General features: G+C 57.0%; 18 protein-coding genes and 2 tRNA genes. 10 read left to right on the forward strand and 10 right to left on the reverse strand.

Translation table 11 applies throughout. The annotated features are described in order from the left end of the window. The first annotated feature begins 7 nt into the window (after nucleotides 1–7). The gene (locus ACR0EN_RS02765; RefSeq protein WP_170817791.1) at nucleotides 8–865 is read left to right on the forward strand and encodes a class I SAM-dependent methyltransferase; all 858 of its coding nucleotides are present in this window, start codon (nucleotides 8–10) and stop codon (nucleotides 863–865) included. 10 nt (nucleotides 866–875) lie between these two features. Here the strand turns inward: ACR0EN_RS02765 and ACR0EN_RS02770 are convergent. The 4 genes from ACR0EN_RS02770 to ACR0EN_RS02785 form a co-directional block, all read right to left on the reverse strand. After that, a tRNA-Gly gene (locus ACR0EN_RS02770) sits at nucleotides 876–949 on the reverse strand. Nucleotides 950–1,059: 110 nt separating this feature from the next. Then, nucleotides 1,060–2,124 (reverse strand): methyltetrahydrofolate cobalamin methyltransferase, encoded by a 1,065-nt coding sequence (locus ACR0EN_RS02775; RefSeq protein WP_170393018.1) that lies wholly within the window; start codon nucleotides 2,122–2,124, stop codon nucleotides 1,060–1,062. Between the two features lie 9 nt (nucleotides 2,125–2,133). Beyond that, nucleotides 2,134–3,060 (reverse strand): methylenetetrahydrofolate reductase, encoded by a 927-nt coding sequence (locus ACR0EN_RS02780; protein ID WP_170817792.1) that lies wholly within the window; start codon nucleotides 3,058–3,060, stop codon nucleotides 2,134–2,136. A gap of 26 nt (nucleotides 3,061–3,086) precedes the next feature. After that, a complete protein-coding gene (locus tag ACR0EN_RS02785; RefSeq protein WP_170393016.1) occupies nucleotides 3,087–3,383 on the reverse strand; it encodes a virulence factor in 297 nt (98 codons plus the stop codon). A 241-nt stretch (nucleotides 3,384–3,624) separates the two neighbouring features. Here ACR0EN_RS02785 and ACR0EN_RS02790 point away from each other — a divergent pair, with 241 nt between their 5' ends. Then, nucleotides 3,625–4,737 (forward strand): Ppx/GppA phosphatase family protein, encoded by a 1,113-nt coding sequence (locus ACR0EN_RS02790; RefSeq protein ID WP_170393015.1) that lies wholly within the window; start codon nucleotides 3,625–3,627, stop codon nucleotides 4,735–4,737. Then, entirely contained in the window at nucleotides 4,737–5,453 is a 717-nt protein-coding gene (locus ACR0EN_RS02795; RefSeq protein ID WP_170393014.1) for an RlmE family RNA methyltransferase, read from the forward strand. Before ACR0EN_RS02790 ends, ACR0EN_RS02795 begins: the two co-directional genes overlap by 1 nt. Before the next feature lie 6 nt (nucleotides 5,454–5,459). Here ACR0EN_RS02795 and ACR0EN_RS02800 read toward each other — a convergent pair whose 3' ends face one another. The 3 genes from ACR0EN_RS02800 to ACR0EN_RS02810 form a co-directional block, all read right to left on the reverse strand. Next, a complete protein-coding gene (locus tag ACR0EN_RS02800) occupies nucleotides 5,460–5,654 on the reverse strand; it encodes a hypothetical protein (RefSeq protein WP_170405875.1) in 195 nt (64 codons plus the stop codon). A gap of 91 nt (nucleotides 5,655–5,745) precedes the next feature. Further along, on the reverse strand, nucleotides 5,746–7,650 hold the full coding sequence (locus ACR0EN_RS02805; protein ID WP_480585672.1) for a cytochrome c3 family protein: 1,905 nt from the start codon (nucleotides 7,648–7,650) through the stop codon (nucleotides 5,746–5,748). Beyond that, nucleotides 7,650–8,507 carry a YihY/virulence factor BrkB family protein gene (locus ACR0EN_RS02810; protein WP_480585097.1) on the reverse strand — a complete coding sequence of 286 codons (858 nt, stop codon included), beginning with the start codon at nucleotides 8,505–8,507 and terminating at the stop codon, nucleotides 7,650–7,652. The genes ACR0EN_RS02805 and ACR0EN_RS02810 overlap by 1 nt, the downstream gene beginning before the upstream one ends. A 157-nt stretch (nucleotides 8,508–8,664) precedes the next feature. On the opposite strand from ACR0EN_RS02810, the gene ACR0EN_RS02815 reads away from it, so the two are divergent. Continuing rightward, on the forward strand, nucleotides 8,665–9,756 hold the full coding sequence (locus ACR0EN_RS02815; protein ID WP_170393011.1) for an AI-2E family transporter: 1,092 nt from the start codon (nucleotides 8,665–8,667) through the stop codon (nucleotides 9,754–9,756). Nucleotides 9,757–9,763: 7 nt separating this feature from the next. On the opposite strand, the gene ACR0EN_RS02820 is transcribed toward ACR0EN_RS02815, so the two are convergent. After that, entirely contained in the window at nucleotides 9,764–10,360 is a 597-nt protein-coding gene (locus ACR0EN_RS02820; protein WP_480585100.1) for a Crp/Fnr family transcriptional regulator, read from the reverse strand. 275 nt (nucleotides 10,361–10,635) lie between these two features. On the opposite strand from ACR0EN_RS02820, the gene ACR0EN_RS02825 reads away from it, so the two are divergent. From ACR0EN_RS02825 to cls, 3 genes are all read left to right on the forward strand, one after another. Further along, nucleotides 10,636–12,246 (forward strand): arylsulfatase, encoded by a 1,611-nt coding sequence (locus ACR0EN_RS02825; protein WP_255612093.1) that lies wholly within the window; start codon nucleotides 10,636–10,638, stop codon nucleotides 12,244–12,246. A 61-nt stretch (nucleotides 12,247–12,307) separates the two neighbouring features. Next, nucleotides 12,308–13,282, forward strand: coding sequence for an HAD family hydrolase (locus ACR0EN_RS02830; RefSeq protein WP_480585103.1), 975 nt, complete (start codon nucleotides 12,308–12,310; stop codon nucleotides 13,280–13,282). A 23-nt stretch (nucleotides 13,283–13,305) separates the two neighbouring features. Beyond that, on the forward strand, nucleotides 13,306–14,718 hold the full coding sequence (gene cls / locus ACR0EN_RS02835) for a cardiolipin synthase (RefSeq protein ID WP_480585106.1): 1,413 nt from the start codon (nucleotides 13,306–13,308) through the stop codon (nucleotides 14,716–14,718). Here the strand turns inward: cls and ACR0EN_RS02840 are convergent. Then, nucleotides 14,715–15,149: an ion channel gene (locus tag ACR0EN_RS02840; protein ID WP_480585674.1), complete on the reverse strand. Its 435-nt coding sequence runs from the start codon at nucleotides 15,147–15,149 to the stop codon at nucleotides 14,715–14,717. The genes cls and ACR0EN_RS02840 overlap by 4 nt on opposite strands. Nucleotides 15,150–15,315: 166 nt before the next feature. Here ACR0EN_RS02840 and ACR0EN_RS02845 point away from each other — a divergent pair, with 166 nt between their 5' ends. From ACR0EN_RS02845 to ACR0EN_RS02855, 3 genes are read left to right on the forward strand one after another with little or no spacing between them, the layout of a single operon-like run. Further along, entirely contained in the window at nucleotides 15,316–15,963 is a 648-nt protein-coding gene (locus tag ACR0EN_RS02845) for an ABC transporter ATP-binding protein (protein ID WP_480561460.1), read from the forward strand. Beyond that, nucleotides 15,960–18,374 (forward strand): ABC transporter permease, encoded by a 2,415-nt coding sequence (locus ACR0EN_RS02850; RefSeq protein ID WP_480585110.1) that lies wholly within the window; start codon nucleotides 15,960–15,962, stop codon nucleotides 18,372–18,374. Before ACR0EN_RS02845 ends, ACR0EN_RS02850 begins: the two co-directional genes overlap by 4 nt. Then, complete coding sequence (locus ACR0EN_RS02855; RefSeq protein ID WP_480585112.1) at nucleotides 18,364–19,398, forward strand: lipocalin-like domain-containing protein; 1,035 nt, start codon at nucleotides 18,364–18,366, stop codon at nucleotides 19,396–19,398. Before ACR0EN_RS02850 ends, ACR0EN_RS02855 begins: the two co-directional genes overlap by 11 nt. Before the next feature lie 33 nt (nucleotides 19,399–19,431). Here the strand turns inward: ACR0EN_RS02855 and ACR0EN_RS02860 are convergent. Beyond that, nucleotides 19,432–19,517, reverse strand: a tRNA-Leu gene (locus tag ACR0EN_RS02860). Nucleotides 19,518–19,558 lie beyond the last annotated feature (41 nt).

Consider the following 19,558-nt stretch of genomic DNA (forward strand, 5'->3'; position numbering starts at 1 on the left):
GGGCGCCATGCTGACAATAAACGGAGATCAGGAAGAATTCTGGGGCAAGTCCGAAATGGGCACGCGCTGGCTGACCTTCGAGGATCAGTTGGACCATCTGTTCGCGCCCGTACTGGATCTGGTCCTCGATCACGCCGCACTAGCCGATGGAATGCGCGTTATCGATATCGGCTGCGGCACCGGGGCAAGTGCTCTACAGGCCGCGCGGCAGGTTGGACCGAAGGGGCATGTTCTGGGCGTTGATATCTCGGAACAATTTCTCGAACGGGCTCGCAATCGGGCTGATCAGGTCAAGCTCGACAATCTCGAATTCAGATATGCCGACGCTCAGGTCGCCGAACTATCGTCAGGTGACTTTGATGCCATGATCTCGCGCTTTGGCGTGATGTTTTTCACAGACCCCGGTGCAGCCTTTGCCAATATGGCTCACGCTTTGAAACCGGGCGGTCAGATAACCTTTGCTGCTTGGGGAGGTCTGTCTGAAAACCCCTGGTTCAAGATACCGCATATCTCGGCTGTCAAACGATTGGGGCAACCACCCAAAGTGGACCGGAACGCACCTGGCCCTCTGGCGTTTCATGACCGCGATAGGGTCGCAGGCCTGATGGCCCAGGCCGATCTAAATGATATCCGCATCGAGGCTGTCCCCCTCGCGCTCACGGCCCCTGCATCGGTTGAAGACGCCGCGCATTTGTGTACCCGGGTTGGCCCCGCCGCGCGAGTGATCGCCCATTTCGAAGGTACGCAGGAAGATGTTGATGCCATCGTGCATGACGTGGCCGAAGAATTTGACGCATTCCAGACATCAAAAGGCGTCCAAGTCCCAGCAGTCATCAACCTGCTGCGGGCGCGCGTATCTAATTGATCGAAGGAGTTGGAGCGGGTAGCGGGAATCGAACCCGCGCGTTCAGCTTGGGAAGCTGACAGGCTACCATTACATCATACCCGCCGCTGGGCATTGATTAGCACTGCTCTTTACCGGGGTTCAAGGGTCAACAAACCCTGACGAATCGAAAAGGTCGGATCAAAGATCCGGCCCAATCGATTGTTTTATATACCTTAAGCGCGGCGACGGCGACCGCCGCCACGACGTCCGCGTGCACCCTCGCCTTCGGCTCCGGCCTCAGCGGGTGGTTTGTTGAACCTGATCCACTCACCGCCATGTGCGTCGTTGTTGGTCAGCAGGTTGGCGGCGCGGATGGCCTCCATCTCTTTGCCCGCACGCGGAAGGGTCGAACCCAGACCGAACATCTGTACAAAGGTTTCGTCGTCCATATCCTCGGGCAGAATGATACCGGCGGCAGCAACGGCCTCTTTCTTTTCAGCAATCTTCTTCTGAGTCACCGGCAGAGCCACCGGGTTCATGATCGCTGAAGTCATTCCCGCACCCATTGCCATCGGCAGGAAGGCGTTGTTGATACCGTGACGGTTCGGCAGGCCGAACGAGATGTTGGACGCACCGCATGTGGTGTTCACGCCCAGCTCCTCCCGCAGACGACGGACCAGAGCAAACACCTGCTGGCCAGCAGTTGCCATCGCACCAATCGGCATGACCAGCGGATCGACCACGATGTCATGAGCCGGGATGCCGTGATCGGCTGCACGCTCAACGATGGTTTTGGCGACGGCAAAACGCACATCGGGGTCTTCCGAGATTCCGGTGTCATCGTTCGAGATCGCCACAACGGGTACGTTGTATTTCTTGACCAGTGGCAAAACCAGTTCCAGACGCTCTTCTTCACCGGTGACCGAGTTCAACAGCGGACGACCTTCCGCCGCCTCAAGACCGGCTTCCAAAGCGCCCGGAACCGAGGAATCGATGCAAAGCGGTACATCAACAAGCCCCTGCACCAGCTCGACGATCTTGGTCATCAGCGGCGGCTCGGTCTCGTTCGGGTTGGGGTTCGAGTTGTAGACGACACCTGCGTTGATATCCAGAACGGTCGCGCCTGCAGCGACCTGCGCCAGAGCATCCTTTTCGACTGTCGAGAAATCGCCTGCTTCCAATTCGGCAGCCAGTTTCTTACGGCCCGTTGGGTTGATCCGCTCACCGATAACGCAGAACGGTTCGTCAAAGCCCAGAACGGCAGTTTTTGTTTTTGATTCTACGACTGTACGGGTCATGTCCGTTCCTTAGGAGTTAACCGGCTTTGCCGAAGCGCCGCCGTTGTTGATCGCCCAGTTGGCGTTGGTCTTGATCCCGCCCAGCGGGAAGAAGTGTACCTTGGTGATATTGAAATCCGGGTTGGCTGCCTTGTGATTGGCCAGTTCGGTGACCACATCGGTTGGCTCGTAAGGCAACAGCAGCTTGGACACGTCCATGGCGCGCTTCTGCAGGACTTTCAGCGATGGACCAACGCCGCAGGCGATAGCGAATTTGATCAGCGTCTGCAGCTTCGCCGGGCCCGCGATACCGATATGGATCGGCAGATCAATACCCGCTTCTTTCAGACCGTTCGCCCAAGCGATGATCGGCTTGGCGTCGAACGCAAACTGAGTGGCCAGCGCCATTTCGGCGTCGGTGGTTTCCGAAAACTTCTGCTTCCAGCGCAGCGCGTCATCGACATTCTTGGTCGAGCCGTCGGGATCGATATCCTTGTTGCCTTCGGGGTGACCGGCTACGTGCAGTCGCTTGAACCCCGCCTTGTCGAACAGTCCGGTTTCCAGCAGCTGCATCGAGCTGTCGAAATCACCATGCGGTTTGGCGACCCCACCGGCCAGCAGAAGCGCCTGCTCGACACCCGCTTCACCCTGATACATGGAAATCCAGTTTTCCAGCGTCGCGGCATCCTTGATGATCCGTGCCGGGAAATGCGGCATGACAGGGTAACCTTCGTCCGCGATGCGCTTGGCGGTTTTGACCATGTCTTCGATTGGCGTGCCCTCGATATGGGCGATGTAGACACGGGTGCCTTCTGGCAGCAGCGCGCGGAAATCTTCGACTTTTTCCGCAGTGCGCGGCATCACCTCGATCGAGTAGCCCTGCAAAAAGGCTTCGACGGTCGGGTTCACAGGTCCGTTTTCGACCGCATCACGTTTCTTGAAGTTCAGCAAAGCCATAGCGGCCTCCCATAAAGATCTGGGGCTCATGCCCAACCGTCATTGGCGATCAGGGTCTTGATACGGTCCTGATCGTACTCTGTTTCCAAACGCGCGGCCTCGGCTTCGGCAATTTCGGACGGGTCGCCCTCAACTGCGAAAGGCTCGGCTTTGCGCCACTCGGCCAGATAGGCATCACTATCTTTGGCGTTCACCTTCATTGCGGCCCGGTCGATGGCTTGTTCAAACCGCTCTTCCAACTGCCGCTTAGCGCCACGACGGCCCTTGCCGACGATGACTTGGGCGGGAATATCGCGCCAATATACGATGGTGACGTCAGGCATTACCGTGATTCCTCCTAACCAGATGGACCGGTTCTAAACTTCAATGTGGGTCCAAGTCGGTCGATTTTCGACATACGGCGTATTTGCAGCGACCTTTTTGCCCACGGCTGCGTACCGCAGCTTTTAATGCCTTGGTGGGCAAAACCGAACATCAAAATCCTAATGACTTTAATGAGCGTCTTGCGTGATCCAATTGCGCGACCTATGGTCGGGGTAACTCGAAAATCGGAGGGCGTTTAAGATGGCGCCCAAGCGTCCCAGAGGTGCGGGCGCGTTCCCGAAAGCGGTCGAAAGCCCCGCGCCGGCAAGACCCGATCCAGATGCGTTGTATGCGGCACTGGATTTGGGGACAAATAGCTGCCGCATGTTGATCGCCCAGCCCAAGGGCAGTGGATTTCATGTGGTGGACAGCTTCTCCAAATCGGTGCAGTTGGGTGCCGGTCTGGAACGCACCGGGCGATTGTCGCGGGCGTCCATGGCACGTACCGTACAGGCGTTGCGGATTTGTCAGCAAAAACTCAAGCGTAACAAGGTCAAGCGCATGCGCTTGATCGCAACCGAGGCTTGCCGTCGCGCCAAGAATTCACGCGATTTCATCCGGCAAGTTAAACGCGAAACCGGCCTGACGCTCGACATCATCCAGCCCGAGGAAGAAGCACGTCTGGCTGTGATTTCCTGTGCACCGCTGGTGTCGACCAAGACCGAGCAATTGTTGGTCGTCGATATCGGCGGCGGCTCAACCGAATTGGTCTGGATCGACATCTCCTCTGTTCCTCGTCGGGATCGGCCTGCCGCGATTATGAGATTGCATAACGGGTTCCACACGCCTGAAAGCCCTTTCCCTGCGGCCAAGGTGGTCGATTGGATCAGCGTCCCGCTGGGCGTGGCAACATTGCGTGATCAGTTCAACGACGTCGAAGACGATGCCGCGCGTTTTGCGCTAATGAGCTGGTTTTTCGAAGAAAATCTGGCCGATTTCGCACCTTACAAGGATGAACAGGCCCGCGAAGGGTTTCAGATTGTGGGCACCAGCGGAACGGTGACCACTGTCGCCGCCTCACACCTTGGCCTCAAGCGCTATGACCGGACGAAGGTGGACGGATTGCGCATGACCAGCGATCAGATTGACAAGGTGATACGAGGCTATCTAGAACTCGGCCCTCGTGGGCGCCGCCGTGATCCCCGGATCGGAGAAGATCGGCAGGCCCTGATCATGTCCGGCTCGGCCATCTTGCAGGCGCTGTTGCGCTGCTGGCCCACCGATCGCCTTTCTGTGGCGGACCGTGGGCTGCGCGAGGGTTTGCTTTATGCGCAAATGAGTGCGGACGGTGTATTGGAAGACGGACCGTTCTGATGGCGAAGACACCAACTGGCAAAAGCAACTCGGGTCGCGGGCAACGCGACCTGAAGGTGAAGGTCAAGACCGCGCGCGGGCGCAAGCTCAGCTCGACCCGCTGGCTGGAACGGCAGTTGAACGACCCCTATGTCAAACGCGCGCAGGTCGAAGGCTATCGCGGACGCGCGGCATTCAAGATACTTGAGTTGGACGACAAGTTCCGGTTTCTCGTACCCGGCGCGCGCGTGGTCGATCTGGGTTGTGCGCCCGGTGGCTGGCTGCAAGTCGCCGTGAAACGCGTCAATGCACTCGGCGAGAAAAGCGGCAAGCGCATCGGCACCGTTCTGGGGGTTGACCTTCAAGAGGTTGAGCCCGTCGCCGGTGCCACCGCGCATGTCCTTGATTTCATGGAAGATGACGCCGATCAGAAGGTCAAGGACTGGCTGGGTGGCAAAGCGGACGTGGTCATGTCTGATATGGCGGCTGCGTCTTCGGGCCACAAACAGACTGACCACCTGCGGATCATGGCCCTGTGCGAAACGGCGGCTTATTTCGCGTTCGACGTGCTGGAAGAGGGCGGCACCTTCGTTGCCAAAGTGCTTGCTGGCGGGGCTGAGGGGGACCTTCAGAAACTGCTCAAGCAGAAATTCAACAAGGTTGCCAATGTGAAGCCTCCAGCCTCACGTTCTGATAGTTCCGAGAAGTTTGTTGTCGCCACCGGCTTCCGGGGTTAAGCGGCGTTAATCCAGATCGATCTTTCCCGGCGCTATGCTCTGTTTCCGCAGAGACGCTGCAGCTATGCCTTGCAGCAATAGTGCTTCGCCATGATTGATATCGACAGGCTTGCGCGCGCGCAGCTCTTCAATACGCTGGTCAAGCGTTGTTTTACGAGCCGCCGTCAGCGGCTTTGCGAAGGTAGCGGTGCGATCCGGCATACATCACCTGTAGCAATCCGAGTGCTGATACCGGTTGGCTAACCGTAGAATGCGCCGCGAAGATGGCGCAATTCTGCCAGTTCCATGCCAGTTATCTCCCGAGTTCCTGCGCCAGTTGCATTAAGTTTGGATCATCGGGAAGAACTAACAAGGCCTCGTCCAATGTCGCCAACGCAGCCTGAACACCGCGATTGATGTGGGCAAGTTGAACCAGCATCGGCCAAGCCTCAACGCGCTGCGGGTCGAGCGTTACAACCTCGCGGAATGCACGTTCTGCAGCCGGCGCGTTTCTGAGCGTGAGCGCCCAACCACCCAACACCAAATGGGTCTCAGGAAAGTCCAAACGATTGGAAATGCTACGTTGCCAATCCGCCATGCCCTGCTGCGCGCTTGCGCGTTGGTCTTGCGTCATGGCCTGCGCTGGGATCGATAAGAACTCTTTCGCAGCCGAGATGCGTACATTGCGCATGGGGTCGGATAACAACGGCTCTAACCGCGAAGCGCGCAACTGGGCAGGAACCTGACGCTGCAGTACCGGTCCATTGGCCCGTATCAGTGGGTCCGGATCGGCCAACAACGGTGCTAGACGCTCGGCAAGATCAGGCGTTGCAAAAGGTTGCAACAAATACAGAGCGGTTGCGCGAACGATACCTGCCTGCCCTTCATCCAGAGCGATCGCGACCAGCGTTTCAGGGTCGTCCAATTGACCACTGCCTGCTGCTGCAAATGTCGTGCCATAATGCGCCACTCTATAGGATGATTCCGGGAACCAGAGTTCAATCTGCTGCGCCGCCCAAGACTGATCTTCATCCGCATGGCAATCGGTGCAGGCATCAGTTCCGAGCCCCAGATCAGGGCGGGGAATGCGGAAGCTGTGATCGCGCCTGCCATCTACCCCCATATAGACACGCTCGATCATGTGGCAGTTCTTGCATTGGGCACCCGCAGAATTTTCAGCATGTTGGTGATGCGCGGGCGTGTCATAGTCGGCTTTCCGAAGGGTCGGGAAATCCGGGTTGCCAGCGGGGGAGTGGCATTGGGTACACAACCCATTACCCTCGGCTTTTACCTCAGCCCGGTGCGGATCATGGCAATTCATACAACCCACCCCTTCTGCATACATGCGCGACTGCAGGAATGAGCCATAAACATAGACCTCGTCCAAAATCTGGCCATCTGGGTGATACAAACCCGGTCGCAGCAACGCCAGGTTATAGGCGTCGTGATACGGCTTGCCGGGAAGCGGATTACCATCTTCCAACGCCTCGCGCCGGGAATGACAGCCGGCGCATTGCTGAATTTCCGCTTCTGTCTGCCCCCTGCCCCATGTCATAGGGAATCCGAACTCGCTCAAACCGTCTTGCAACACTTTTCCGGTCGTCCACTCCAAATGCGCAGAACCCGGCCCGTGGCAAGTCTCGCACCCGACACCAATTTCGACCTGTGTCGAGGCATAGCGCCTTTCCTCAGAGTCGTAGTTCTTCACATAACCGGTCGCATGACACTCGGCACAGCGGGCGTTCCAGTTTTTGTACGGACCGGTCCAGTGCAGCCCATCATTCGGAGGCAGATCCTGATCCGGGTAAAGGTGGAACCAACGGCCCTTTTCGACGTCCCAAACCACATCAAAACTCTGCAATCGGCCGGGCTCGGTTTCGAAAAGATATTGCTGTAGCGGCGCGATACCGACAACGGAATGGACCGGATAGGTCGTTGTAACGCCGTCCTTTTCGGTGACCTGCGCCGTAAGAGCTCCATCTTGATCCGCAAAGGCCACGCTCATTCCATCATGCGAGAATCGTGTTCCATCGAAATCAGCCTGAACATGGCCGTCCTCCACCTCGGTCCAGGCAAGCGCATGGTATGAGCTTTCCCAGGCTTCGGTTTCTTCCTTATGACAATCCGAGCACGCGTCTGATCCAACATAGTCCTGCGCCTGCGACTGCTGCGCGGTCGCCCAAAGGATCGCGGTCATCACGATAGCGCGGAGATACATCATTGCCCCACTTCGTTTTGCAAATCGATCAGCGCACCGTTGTATTCGGCCCCGAGGATCAGCATGGCCGAGCATAAGTACAGGAAAATCAGCGCTGCCATTGCCCCTGCAAGCCCGGCATACGTCGCGCTATAGGTCGCAAACTTGGCGATGTAGATTGAAAAGCCCCATCCACCTGCAGCCCACAAAGCCAATGTCAGGATTACGCCCGGCAAGATTTGTAGTAGGCTGTGCCGTCGGGTGGGCAAGATCAGATGGGCCAAAAGAACGGTGCCAGCGGGGACAGCCACGGTAAAGGTCCATCGCAGACGATCCACCGACAGCCAGTTGTCCACATCCACTGCCGTCTTTTCCGAAACCAAACGGGTATAGACCGGCAGAACGACTTCGACCGCCGCGATGGCCAGAATGGCAGCACCGCCGATTATGACCAGCACAAAGCACAGCAGTCGGGTCTTCCAGAACGGCCAATTGTCCGTGTCGTGATAGGCCTGCGCCATCGCCTTTCGCACAGCGGCGACTCCGTTCGAGGCAAAGTAGATCGCCAACAAGCCACCCAAAGTGATCACGCCCGAGCCCGCACCGGCCAGAACAGCACGCAGTTCTGAAACGATGGGATCGGCCACGTCTTTGGGCCAGGCACCAAATATCAGTTCGATCAGTTCATCGGTCACATAGCCCTGTGACAAGGCCCCTGCCAACGCGACCGTGAATAGAACGAATGGAAACAGGGCCATCATCAACGACATGGCGACGTGGCTGCTCATGACGAAGCCGTTTTTGTCATTAAATCGGCGCACAGCAAGCCAGAGCGCACGCAGGAATTGGCCGAACGAGGGAATCAAAACAGTTGGCATTGCGCTAGCCTAGCCTGCCTTTTCCTTTGGCAGAACCGCCAATCGGATCAGGCCACCGATTTCATGCGATAACCTTCTGTATGGATTGCATAAACCCACCAGCCTGTGCAGGATCAATCAAAACACATCCAGGCAGCACTCAGACCAAGGCCATCTTATGACCTCTGACCCAGAAAACAGCCCTTCCCGTGCGCGTCCGCAACTGAGCGTATTGCGGGATGTAGCGATCGTGGCCACGCTAATGGTGCTTGGCCTCTATGCAGGGGCAAACTTTCTGGTGCCGTTGACCATGGCGTTGCTGGTCAACGTGCTGATCCTGGCCCTTAGCGACCGGGTCATTGCAGTGACGCGGGTGCCAATCTGGTTGGCGAATGTCGCGGGAGTAACGGTTGTATTGGCCGGTTTGTTCATGATCATGTACATTCTGGGCAGTCAGGCCACGCAGTTTGCACGCTCGATCAACACCTACGAAAGCCAGTTTGACGGGGCTGTTCATAGGATTACCGGGTTGGTCGGCAACGATGTCACAAGTTTTATCCGAGACAATCTGGTCAGCATCGATATGTCCTATGTCGCTCGGATATTGCTGGGCAGCGCCACATCACTGCTTAACCAGTTCTTCCTTATCAGCCTTTATGTCGCCTTTCTGATGGCCGAGCGGTTGGCCTTTCGCAAGAAAATCCAGCTTGCCGCCGGCAACCCACGGCTGGGGGCTGACCTGGCCTTGGTTCTGGATGCGATTTCGTACAGCCTGCAGCGATATGTCGGCGTGAAGACCTTTATCAGTCTGATCACCGCCACCATCAGCTACGCCGTATTCAAAGCGCTGGGTCTGGAATATGCTGAAACCTGGGCCGTGCTGACTTTCGCCCTGAATTTCATCCCGTCAATCGGTTCGATCATCGCCGTCATCTTTCCCGCAATGATCGCTCTGGTTCAGTTTGAGACGATCGGGCCATTTCTCGTGATCGTTCTGGGGTGCGGCACACTACAGTTTCTAATCGGCAACTTTCTGGATCCGGCTATGCTTGGCCGATCGCTGAACATGTCGACCTTCCTAGTGATTTTGGCATTAACTTTCTGGACTACGGTCTGGGGTCTGATCGGAGCGTTCCTGAGTGTGCCTTTGACCGTCTGCATCCTGATCATCTTCAGCCACATCCCCGCGCTGCGCCCTGTCGCGATCTTGATGTCTTTGGATGGAAGGCTTGGCGAGGATGATCGGTCGTCAACCGAACATTCGGCTTGAAGGTCCGTCAACTTTGACAGCTAGCGACGAGGGCGCGTCGATCTTTCAACCTCAGCCGACCATACCCGCCTTCGATCAAGTCCAATTCGATAAGCCTGTGTAATGCTCGGTGAAGCGTTGGCGCAGAGACTGCAATCATAGCCGCCAGCTCCTCCTGCGAAACCGGTATCCAACCCTCTGCATCGGATGTCACCTCATCCAGATGCAGCAGCCTCAGAACCAGCCGTTTCTCGGTGCCGGTCACCGCAAGATTGGCTACGATACGCAGGGCTTTTTGCATGTTTTCATGACTTAAGGCGTAGAAATCCCGAACAAAGTCAGGAGAATCCTGCACTAAGCGTTCTAGCCGCGAGGCCGGAAAGAAAAGCGTCTCGGTTGGCCGAGTCGCTACCACGCTGATCAGCCGATGTGCAGTCGCAAACAACGCGAGATCGCCGATCCAAAAGCCACGTCCCTCTTGATGTATGACAAATTCCTGACCGTCATCTGCGGGGACGGTGATCTTAACACTACCATCCAATACAGCGTGAATCCCGTTGGCGGGATCACCCTGGACAAACAAAGCTTCGTCAGCACCGTAAGTTCGGCGCACGGCGCTGCGCATCAGAGCATCCTGAAAGGCGGGAGATCTGGTTTTGAACCAGGAACTTTCCTGCAGCGCGTCTAGATCAGTTTCAATTAATGCCATCTATATATTTAAACTTCATCATATGATAAATTTCAATCAGGCTCACTGGCCTACATTACTTACACACGAATCCCGCAATCTGGCTATTTTCGCGGGATATCCAATGCTTAACGACTGCAACTAATCCTATTCTGGACACAAGTCTCAGATAGTTCACAGGGACAAATTGTCCACAAGTTCAGGAGTAAAACATGTTAACTACAACCCGGTTCTTGGAAAGCTGGCGTATCGGACTGCGCCGTACCGCAGCAGCGTCGATTGCCGTTCTGGTCGCACTGCCCGCATGGGCGCAGGATCAAAAACCCAACATTTTGGTCATTTGGGGCGATGACATCGGCCAATCCAACATTTCGGCCTACACAATGGGCCTTATGGGATACCAGACCCCCAATATCGACAGGGTCGCCGATGAAGGCATGATCTTCACCGATTATTATGGCGAGCAATCCTGCACAGCTGGCCGCTCATCTTACATCATGGGCCAATCGGTGTTCCGGACTGGACTGTCCAAGGTTGGCTTGCCTGGCGCTAAAGAAGGGATGCAGATCGAAGACCCCACGATTGCAGGGTTGCTTAAGGATCATGGGTACGTGACCGGCCAGTTTGGCAAGAACCACCTGGGCGACCGGGATGAGCATCTGCCGACAAATCACGGATTTGATGAGTTTTTTGGGAATCTCTATCACCTCAATGCCGAAGAAGAACCCGAGCATGAAGATTATCCCGGGGACGCGGTTCTGCCCGACGGGCGCACGTTCCGCGAGGCCTATGGTCCGCGCGGTGTGATCAAGTCCAGCGCAGGCGGCCCCATCGAAGACACCGGTCCACTGACACGCAAACGCATGGAAACGGTGGATCAGGAAACCCTGGAAGCTGCCGTTGAGTTCATTCGTGAGGCCAACCAGAACGGCACACCATTCTATGTCTGGTGGAATGGCACACGCATGCATTTCCGCACCCATGTCGGGGAAGAAATGCGCGAAACAGCCAACGAAATCCTAGGTAGTCCGGCCGATGAATACACGGCGGGCATGATCGAACATGACATTCAGGTCGGCCAACTGCTTGATCTGCTGGACGAACTCGGCATCGCCGACAACACTATCGTTCATTATTCCACCGATAACGGCCCGCATTACAACACTTGGCCGGATGCCGCTTCGACACCGTTCTGGGGCGAAAAGAATACCAACTGGGAAGGCGGCTGGCGCGTACCATCCATGGTGCGTTGGCCCGGTAAGATCGAAGCGGGTTCGATCTCGAACGAAATCGTGCATCACATGGATTGGCTGCCCACCTATCTGGCGGTCGCTGGCGACCCCGAAATCAAGGAAAAGCTGAAAGCCGGCTATTCCTCACCTGCCATGGGTCGCGACTACAAAGTGCATCTGGATGGCTACAACATCTTGCCACTGCTGACCGGTGAGACCACTGAAAGCCCCCGCCGAGAAATCTTTTATTTCACGGATGACGGCGACCTGTCCGCTTTGCGTTTTGACGACTGGAAGCTGATCTTTTTGGAGCAAAAAGCATGGGCCACCCTGCGCGCATGGATGGAACCATTCACGGAACTGCGCGTGCCGATCATCGTGAATTTGCGCCGCGACCCTTATGAGCGTGGATACCGGACATCCAACACATACTACGACTGGATGATCGACCGGGTGTATTTCCTAGTACCGGCGCAGCAATATGTGGCGAGTTTCCTGAGTACTTTCCAAGAATTCCCACCACGTCAGAAGGCGGCGAGCTTCAGCCTGGATCAGGTGATGCAGAAATTGGCCACACCGACTTCGAACTAGAAAACAAGACAGGGGCCGCCTTAAAGCGCGGCCCCTTTTTTCCAGTATCAGAGGCTATTACATGAGATTTCTCAAACTCACGGCGTTTATAGCCACCGTCCCCCTTGTGGCGTTCGCAGACCCCCTGCCCAGCTGGACCGACTCGGCATCAAAACAGCAGATCATCGACTTTGTTGACGCGGTCAGCGACCCGGCGAATGAACTCTATGTCACTCCCGCCGATCGGATTGCGGTGTTTGACAATGACGGCACGCTTTGGGCTGAACAACCGGTCTATTTTCAGTTCATATTTGCCATGGACCAACTGGCAGAGCTTGCTAAACAAGACCCATCAATCTTATCGACCCCGGCGTTGAAAACGGCTGCTGAGGGTGATCTGAAAACCATTCTGGAAGGCGGGCACGACGCTCTGATCGAAGTGGTCAACGCATCGCATTCCGGCAGCAGCGTTGAAGTATTTCAGGCGTCGGTGGCGGATTGGCTGGACACTGCACGACATCCCGAGACCGATCTGCCCTACGACCAGATGACCTATCAGCCTATGGTCGAGCTGTTGCGCTACCTGCGGGATGAGGATTTCAAAACCTATATCGTTTCAGGCGGAGGCCTGCATTTCATGCGTGTCTTCGCCGAACAGGCATATGGCATCCCGCCCGAACAGATTCTGGGCACCTATGGTGAGACCACGTATGACAATGTGGACGGCACGCCTGTAATCAACAAGGCCCCCGGCATCGCCTTCATCGATGATAAAGAAGGCAAACCTATCAATATCGAGCGCACCATTGGCAAGCGCCCCATATTTGCCGGGGGAAACTCGGACGGGGATTTTGCCATGCTAGAATGGACCACCGCAGGCGACGGGCCACGGCTGGGCGTTTTGATCCATCACACTGATGCGGATCGCGAATGGGCCTATGATCGCGAAAGTCCGATCGGGCGTCTGGTCGATGGGTTGGACAAAGGCCCGGATATGGGATGGGTCATTGTTGATATGGCCAACGACTGGTCCCGCATCTACACTGGGGCAAACTAAGCAACCCGGATCGCTGCGCCCCGATGTGGACATTACTCGTCTCATTTTTTCTGTTTTCACTCTATTGCGTAGCGGTCGTCTTTGCAGTTCGCGCTGCGCAGACTGCACGCACCCCACAAGGAGCGGTTGGCTGGGTTGTGTTCCTGCTGTCGGCCCCGATGTTTGGCGTGCCGCTGTATCTATTCCTCGGTCACCATCGGTTCAGAGGATACCGGATCGCTCGGCAAGAAAGTGAGCGCGTCGTCGAAGGGATCAAGACCTTTGCCGATTTCTCGAAACCCGACCCTCAGACGATGCGAGTCAATCCTCGCGCGTTTGAAGCGCTGGCCCATTTGCCCGTCTCACGTGGGAATGGAGCCGAGCTGCTGATCGACGGCAAAGCTACGTTTGATGCCATTCTCGACGCCATAGATAAGGCCGAGAATTACGTTCTGATCCAGTTCTACATCGTCCGGGATGATGATCTTGGGCGAAGGGTGCGGGACCGGCTGATCGCCGCGGTCAAGCGTGGCGTACATGTTCGGTTCATGACCGACGCGGTGGGTAGCTATGGCCTGCCGTCCAGCTATTTTGAGACGCTGCGCCAGGCCGGTGTGGATGTTGCAGATCCCCGCGAACAACGCGGGCCCAATTTCCGGTTTCAACTGAACTATCGCAACCACCGAAAAACTGTGATCGTGGATGGCAATGTCGGCTTTATCGGTGGTCACAACATCGGCGTTGAATACTTGGGGCAAAGCCCTCGGTTCGGTCGCTGGCGGGACACGCATATCAAGATGACCGGCCACGTTGTACGGCAACTGCAATTGATTTTTACCGAGGATTGGCACTGGGCGCGCAACGAAGATCTGATCGACCAACTCGATTGGGCTGGAAATGAATCTGATCAGGACATGAATGCGCTGCTGGTGGCAACGGGCCCGGGCGACGAAACAGAAACCGGCGCAATGATGTTCTTTGCGGCCATCACTGAGGCGAAAGAACGGCTTTGGATCGCCTCGCCCTATTTTGTGCCCGACATCGACATCATGACCGCGCTACAGCACGCGGCGTTGCGTGGTGTGGATGTACGAATACTCGTGCCGGATGTCATCGACCATCGTCTGCCCTGGCTGGCCGCTTTTGCCTATTTCGACGAAATCCGAGACTGTGGCGCCCGTGTGTTTCGCTATACCGATGGCTTCATGCATCAAAAAGCGTTTGTTGTAGACGATATCTTGGCCGCCGTTGGCACCACCAATCTGGACAACCGATCTTTCCGTCTGAACTTTGAGGCGATGGCCCTGTTCTTTGATCGTCGCGCAGCAAACGCAGTGGCTGCGATGCTGGAAACCGATTTTGAAGCAAGTTACGAATTGACCCGCGATTTGCCCCAGCAACCGTTCCACATCCGTTTTGGTGCGCCGCTTGCACGGCTGTTTGCACCGATCCTCTAGTTCAGGAACCGTTCTTCAAAGACCCGCGTCATGAGGGCCACCAGGAACGCGGTCGACAGCCCAAAGGCCAGTAGGCCCGTGACCGATGCAAACGCTCCGAAGATGCGCAGCCCTTCGCCCAAGACGATGTCGCCGTAACCCAGCGTTGTGAACGTCACCAATGAGAAATAGAGGGCCGAATTCCAATCCGGCAGCACATCACCCCACACCCAGACAATCGCCCAGATCCAGACCTGAACCGTATGGGTCAGCACGATAAACACCAGCGCCACGCTGATCGGGCCTGCGGTTGCAAGGATAGTGCTGCGCGACTCCCATTTCGCAACCAGTTTTCGGATGACCAGAACGCACCAGGTCAGCAGCATGATTTCGATCAGAAAACAAATACCCAGATAGAAGCTGCCCCAAATGATTTGTTGCGACAATGTCATGTAAACGGCCTTTGTTCTGATCGCTGAAAGCTGTGCAAGCATGGGGGTTTCGCGCGTTGCCGACAACCCCATGCGATGCGTAAGGCTGCGGCGAATAGAACCGATCTCGGCTCTGGACACTGGCGCGCCGCGTTGCACATTGTGACGGGACCAGATGAGAGTTTGCATGTTGCTATCAATTAATCACGTTCGAAAATCCTATCCCGGTGGGAGACCTGTCCTGACTGATGTTTCATTGACGCTGGAACAGGGACAGACCTTGGCGCTGACCGGAGAAAGTGGCAGTGGCAAAAGCACATTGTTGCATCTGGTGGCGGCGCTGGATGGGTTTGATGGCGGAGAGATTACTCTGGACGGGCGCGCCATGTCGGCCCTGAATGATGCGGAACGCGCCGAATTGCGTCGCGGCACCCTGTCTCTGGTCTTTCAGCAGTTCAACCTGATCCCGTCGCTGACCGTTGCCCAGAACCTCTCGATCCATGCGCGACTTGCGGGTCGGAACGACCCGGATTGGGTTGTCCACCTGACCGAGCGCCTTGGCCTGAGAGAACTGCAAGACCGCTACCCCGAGAACCTTTCGGGCGGACAGCAGCAGCGGGTTGCCATCGGACGCGCCATGGCGATCCAACCACGATTGCTGCTAGCGGATGAGCCGACGGGCAATCTGGACGAAACAGCAAGTGCGGTGGTGCTGGACCTGATGCTTTCATTGGTTGCCGATACCGGCGCTGCGCTCCTGCTGGTCACTCACTCTAATGACATCGCCAGCCGTCTCGACCGACGTGCCCACCTGACGGGCGGGCATATCGCATGACACGCGCTGCGGTCCTGGCGCTGGTGTCCCATTGGCGGATGCACCCATTGCAATTGATGACGCTTCTGACGGGTATCGCGCTGGCAACTTGTCTGTGGTCGGCCGTGCAAGCCATCAATGCCGAAGCGCGCGCGAGCTATGAACGCGCCAGCACCCAGCTTGCCATCGGACAATTCGACGAATTGCGCGCCTCCGGTTCCACGATCCCTCTTTCCCGCTACTCCGAGCTCAGGCGCGCAGGCTGGCAAGTGGCGGCCGTCTTAGAAGGCACGCTGCGCATCAAGGGCCGTTCCGTACGTCTGATGGGGGTGGATTTGGTGGCCTACCCTGTCCTGCCCGCGATCACCCAGATCGAGCAAGGCGCGGATGCCCCCGACCCGGCTGATATGCTGACAGCTCCGGGGCGGCTGCTGATGTCACCCGCCCTGGCCCCGCTGTTTCAATCTAACGACAAATTCCCACCGGTGCTTTCCAGCACCGCGCTGCCACCTGATCTGGTGCTCACCGATATTGGAGTGGCCGAGCGTCTTCTGAACCGTCCCGGTCAGATTTCCCGTCTGGTGATCTTGCCCAATCAGCCCCGTGGTGTCCCGTCTCTGTCAGAACTTGCGCCTGAACTTCAACGCATTAGCCCCTCGACCCAATTGGATACCGTGCAACTTACCGACAGCTTTCACCTGAACCTCTCAGCCTTCGGCTTGCTGTCTTTCGCCGTCGGCCTGTTCATCGTTCACGGAACGGTCGGCCTCGCCTTCGCGCAGAGGCGTGGCACGATCCGTACATTAAGGGCGTTGGGCCTTCCCATGCGGGGCCTGATCTGGATCGTTCTGGGTGAATTACTTCTCTTGGCCCTGATCGGTGGCCTGTTCGGGTTAATCCTGGGGTATTTTCTGGCTGGAGCCTTGTTGCCTGATGTCGCCGCCACGTTGCGCGGCCTCTACGGGGCAACAATCGACGGGCAGATGTCATTACGCCCCCAATGGGTCGCCGCAGGTCTTGCGATGGCAACAGGCGGCACGTTGGCGGCCAGTGGCCACGCTCTTTGGCGACTTTCGCGCATGCCCATCCTCGCAGGGCCGGGCTTACAAGCTTGGCGTGGCAGTAAAGCCTCGGCCCAGATTACAGGCGCGTGTGGCCTAGCCCTGCTAGCATTGGGCTTTATCGCATATTTCACAATCGGCGGACTTATCGCAGGGTTTGCCTTGCTTGCCGGGATGCTGACCGGAGCGGCCTTGTTGCTGCCGCTCGCACTGTCAGGGATATTGACCTTGTGCCTGCGCCGGGCCCGCACGCCTGTTGGTCAATGGGTGCTCGCGGACATGCGGGCGCAATTGCCCGGTCTGTCACTTGCGCTGATGGCCTTGCTGCTAGCGCTCGCCGCGAATATCGGCGTGGGCACAATGGTTTCAAGCTTCCGCCTCACCTTTACTGGCTGGCTCGATCAACGGCTGACCTCCGAACTTTACGTGACCGCAGCCGACAATGCACAAGGCGCAGCCCTTATCGATTGGCTCGCCCCAAGGGCGTCAGCTGTCCTACCCATTCGCAGCACCGAATTGCCGCACGAGACCGGGCCGTTGTTTCTGTACGGGATTGTTGATCACGATAGCTATCGCGACAACTGGCCACTGATCGCCAAGGGTCCTGACGTCTGGGACAACGTCCTGTATCGCAGCGCCGTACTCATCAACGAGCAACTCGCACGACGCGCGGATCTATGGCCTGGAGATACCATCTCGATCACACCCGAGCACAGCTTGCCGATTGCAGGTGTCTATTCCGATTACGGGAACCCGACAGGTCAGGCCATCGTCGCTATGCCGATGCTAGATCAGATTGCCCCGGATACGGATACACGCCGCTTCGGCATCCGCATCATACCGGATCAGGCCTCGGAGCTGGCACAGGCGTTGCGTGACCAATTTGACCTACCCCGATCGGCAGTTGTGCAGCAGGCCGCTATGAAAGCGCAATCGATGGCTGTTTTTGAGAAAACCTTCGTCGTCACCTCAGCGCTGAATGTGCTGACACTGGGCGTTGCGGGGTTCGCGATACTCACCAGCTTGCTGACACTGTGGACCCAGCGCCTGCCTCAGGTCGCCCCGGTCTGGGCGCTGGGTCTAACGCGCGCGCAACTGGCCAAGCTAGAGCTTCTGCGCAGTGTCCTGCTTGCGGTGATGACCGCTTGTCTTGCCCTTCCATTGGGCCTTGTATTGGCATGGGTGCTGCTGGCCGTGATCAACGTGCAGGCCTTCGGATGGCGCTTGCCCATGTATTTGTTCCCAACTGACTGGCTGAGCCTGTTCCTGCTGACTCTGGTTGCCGCCGTGCTCGCAGCAGCCCTACCCGCATTACGATTGCTCCGCCTGCCACCTGCTGCGCTGTTGAGGGTTTTTGCCAATGAACGTTAAAGCCTTCATACTGTTCATCCTCCTTCCAATTACCGGTTGGGCGCAGGGTTATGCCGGGTTGGGCGGCAATGCGGATGGCTTTACGCGTCCTGAACCGGACTACAGCTTTCAGTTTCCGCAAGATCACGGCGCCCATCCTGATTATCGGATTGAATGGTGGTATCTGACGGCAAACCTCAAAGACGCAGAGGGCCGCGACTATGGCATACAATGGACCTTATTCCGTTCGGCACTGAAACCATCCGAAGCTGACGGCTGGCAAAACCCACAGATCTGGATGGGCCATGCCGCGCTCACAACCCCAGAAACACACTATTTCGCCGAACGACTCTCTCGCGGCGGTGTCGGACAGGCTGGCGTTACGGCCCAACCGTTTGAGGCATGGATCGATGAATGGCACATGCGCGGCGATGATTTGGAAACCCTCAGCCTGACAGCAAACGGATCAGACTTTGGGTATGATCTGACTCTAAAGGCCCAAGGCCCATTGGTGTTTCACGGGGCCGAGGGGTATTCGGTGAAATCCGCCGATGGTCAGGCAAGCTACTACTATTCACAACCCTTCTACTCGGTCGAGGGCACGCTCCACCTGCCCAACGAAGATGTCGAAGTCGCCGGCCAGGGTTGGCTGGATCGCGAATGGTCTTCGCAACCCTTGGCCGAAGATCAAAGCGGCTGGGACTGGTTCTCGCTCAGCTTTGACGACGGTGACAAGCTGATGGCCTTCCGCCTACGCGGGGATCGAGGGGATTTCACGGCCGCTACGTGGATTGAGCCTGATGGGCAAACGACCCCCCTACCTGACGGCTCAGTCCTGCTAGAACCCCTTGAAACCGCCCGCGTGGCACAACGTGACGTTCCGATCAAATGGCAGGTGTCGTTGCCGGATCGCGGGATCGATGTTGAAGTCGATGCCATAAGCCCGAAAGCCTGGATGGGAACCCGGTTCGAATACTGGGAAGGCCCAATCACCATCACAGGCAGCCACACAGGGCGCGGATATCTTGAGATGACGGGGTATTGAAGCCGAACTTCAGCAATATATTCAGAATTGCTGTGGTGCCCAAGGAGAGACTCGAACTCTCACGCCCGTGAAGGCGGGGGATTTTGAATCCCCTGCGTCTACCATTCCGCCACTTGGGCCACGAACACTGGATTAGCGCCCTACCGAGAGAAGGTCCAGA

It is taken from the genome of Ruegeria sp. AB7 (assembly GCF_056542625.1).

Excerpts from the sequence above, each read along its gene's own strand:
- ACR0EN_RS02805 (WP_480585672.1), bottom strand. The coding sequence starts at position 7,650 with ATGTATCTCCGCGCTATCGTGATGACCGCGATCCTTTGGGCGACCGCG.
- ACR0EN_RS02825 (WP_255612093.1), top strand. The coding sequence starts at position 10,636 with ATGTTAACTACAACCCGGTTCTTGGAAAGCTGGCGTATCGGACTGCGC.
- ACR0EN_RS02765 (WP_170817791.1), top strand. The coding sequence starts at position 8 with ATGCTGACAATAAACGGAGATCAGGAAGAATTCTGGGGCAAGTCCGAA.
- ACR0EN_RS02815 (WP_170393011.1), top strand. The coding sequence starts at position 8,665 with ATGACCTCTGACCCAGAAAACAGCCCTTCCCGTGCGCGTCCGCAACTG.
- ACR0EN_RS02850 (WP_480585110.1), top strand. The coding sequence starts at position 15,960 with ATGACACGCGCTGCGGTCCTGGCGCTGGTGTCCCATTGGCGGATGCAC.
- ACR0EN_RS02820 (WP_480585100.1), bottom strand. The coding sequence starts at position 10,360 with ATGCGCAGCGCCGTGCGCCGAACTTACGGTGCTGACGAAGCTTTGTTT.
- ACR0EN_RS02845 (WP_480561460.1), top strand. The coding sequence starts at position 15,316 with ATGTTGCTATCAATTAATCACGTTCGAAAATCCTATCCCGGTGGGAGA.
- ACR0EN_RS02775 (WP_170393018.1), bottom strand. The coding sequence starts at position 2,124 with ATGACCCGTACAGTCGTAGAATCAAAAACAAAAACTGCCGTTCTGGGC.
- ACR0EN_RS02785 (WP_170393016.1), bottom strand. The coding sequence starts at position 3,383 with ATGCCTGACGTCACCATCGTATATTGGCGCGATATTCCCGCCCAAGTC.
- ACR0EN_RS02830 (WP_480585103.1), top strand. The coding sequence starts at position 12,308 with ATGAGATTTCTCAAACTCACGGCGTTTATAGCCACCGTCCCCCTTGTG.
- ACR0EN_RS02780 (WP_170817792.1), bottom strand. The coding sequence starts at position 3,060 with ATGGCTTTGCTGAACTTCAAGAAACGTGATGCGGTCGAAAACGGACCT.
- ACR0EN_RS02810 (WP_480585097.1), bottom strand. The coding sequence starts at position 8,507 with ATGCCAACTGTTTTGATTCCCTCGTTCGGCCAATTCCTGCGTGCGCTC.
- ACR0EN_RS02795 (WP_170393014.1), top strand. The coding sequence starts at position 4,737 with ATGGCGAAGACACCAACTGGCAAAAGCAACTCGGGTCGCGGGCAACGC.
- ACR0EN_RS02840 (WP_480585674.1), bottom strand. The coding sequence starts at position 15,149 with ATGACATTGTCGCAACAAATCATTTGGGGCAGCTTCTATCTGGGTATT.
- ACR0EN_RS02790 (WP_170393015.1), top strand. The coding sequence starts at position 3,625 with ATGGCGCCCAAGCGTCCCAGAGGTGCGGGCGCGTTCCCGAAAGCGGTC.
- ACR0EN_RS02800 (WP_170405875.1), bottom strand. The coding sequence starts at position 5,654 with ATGCCGGATCGCACCGCTACCTTCGCAAAGCCGCTGACGGCGGCTCGT.
- cls (WP_480585106.1), top strand. The coding sequence starts at position 13,306 with ATGTGGACATTACTCGTCTCATTTTTTCTGTTTTCACTCTATTGCGTA.
- ACR0EN_RS02855 (WP_480585112.1), top strand. The coding sequence starts at position 18,364 with ATGAACGTTAAAGCCTTCATACTGTTCATCCTCCTTCCAATTACCGGT.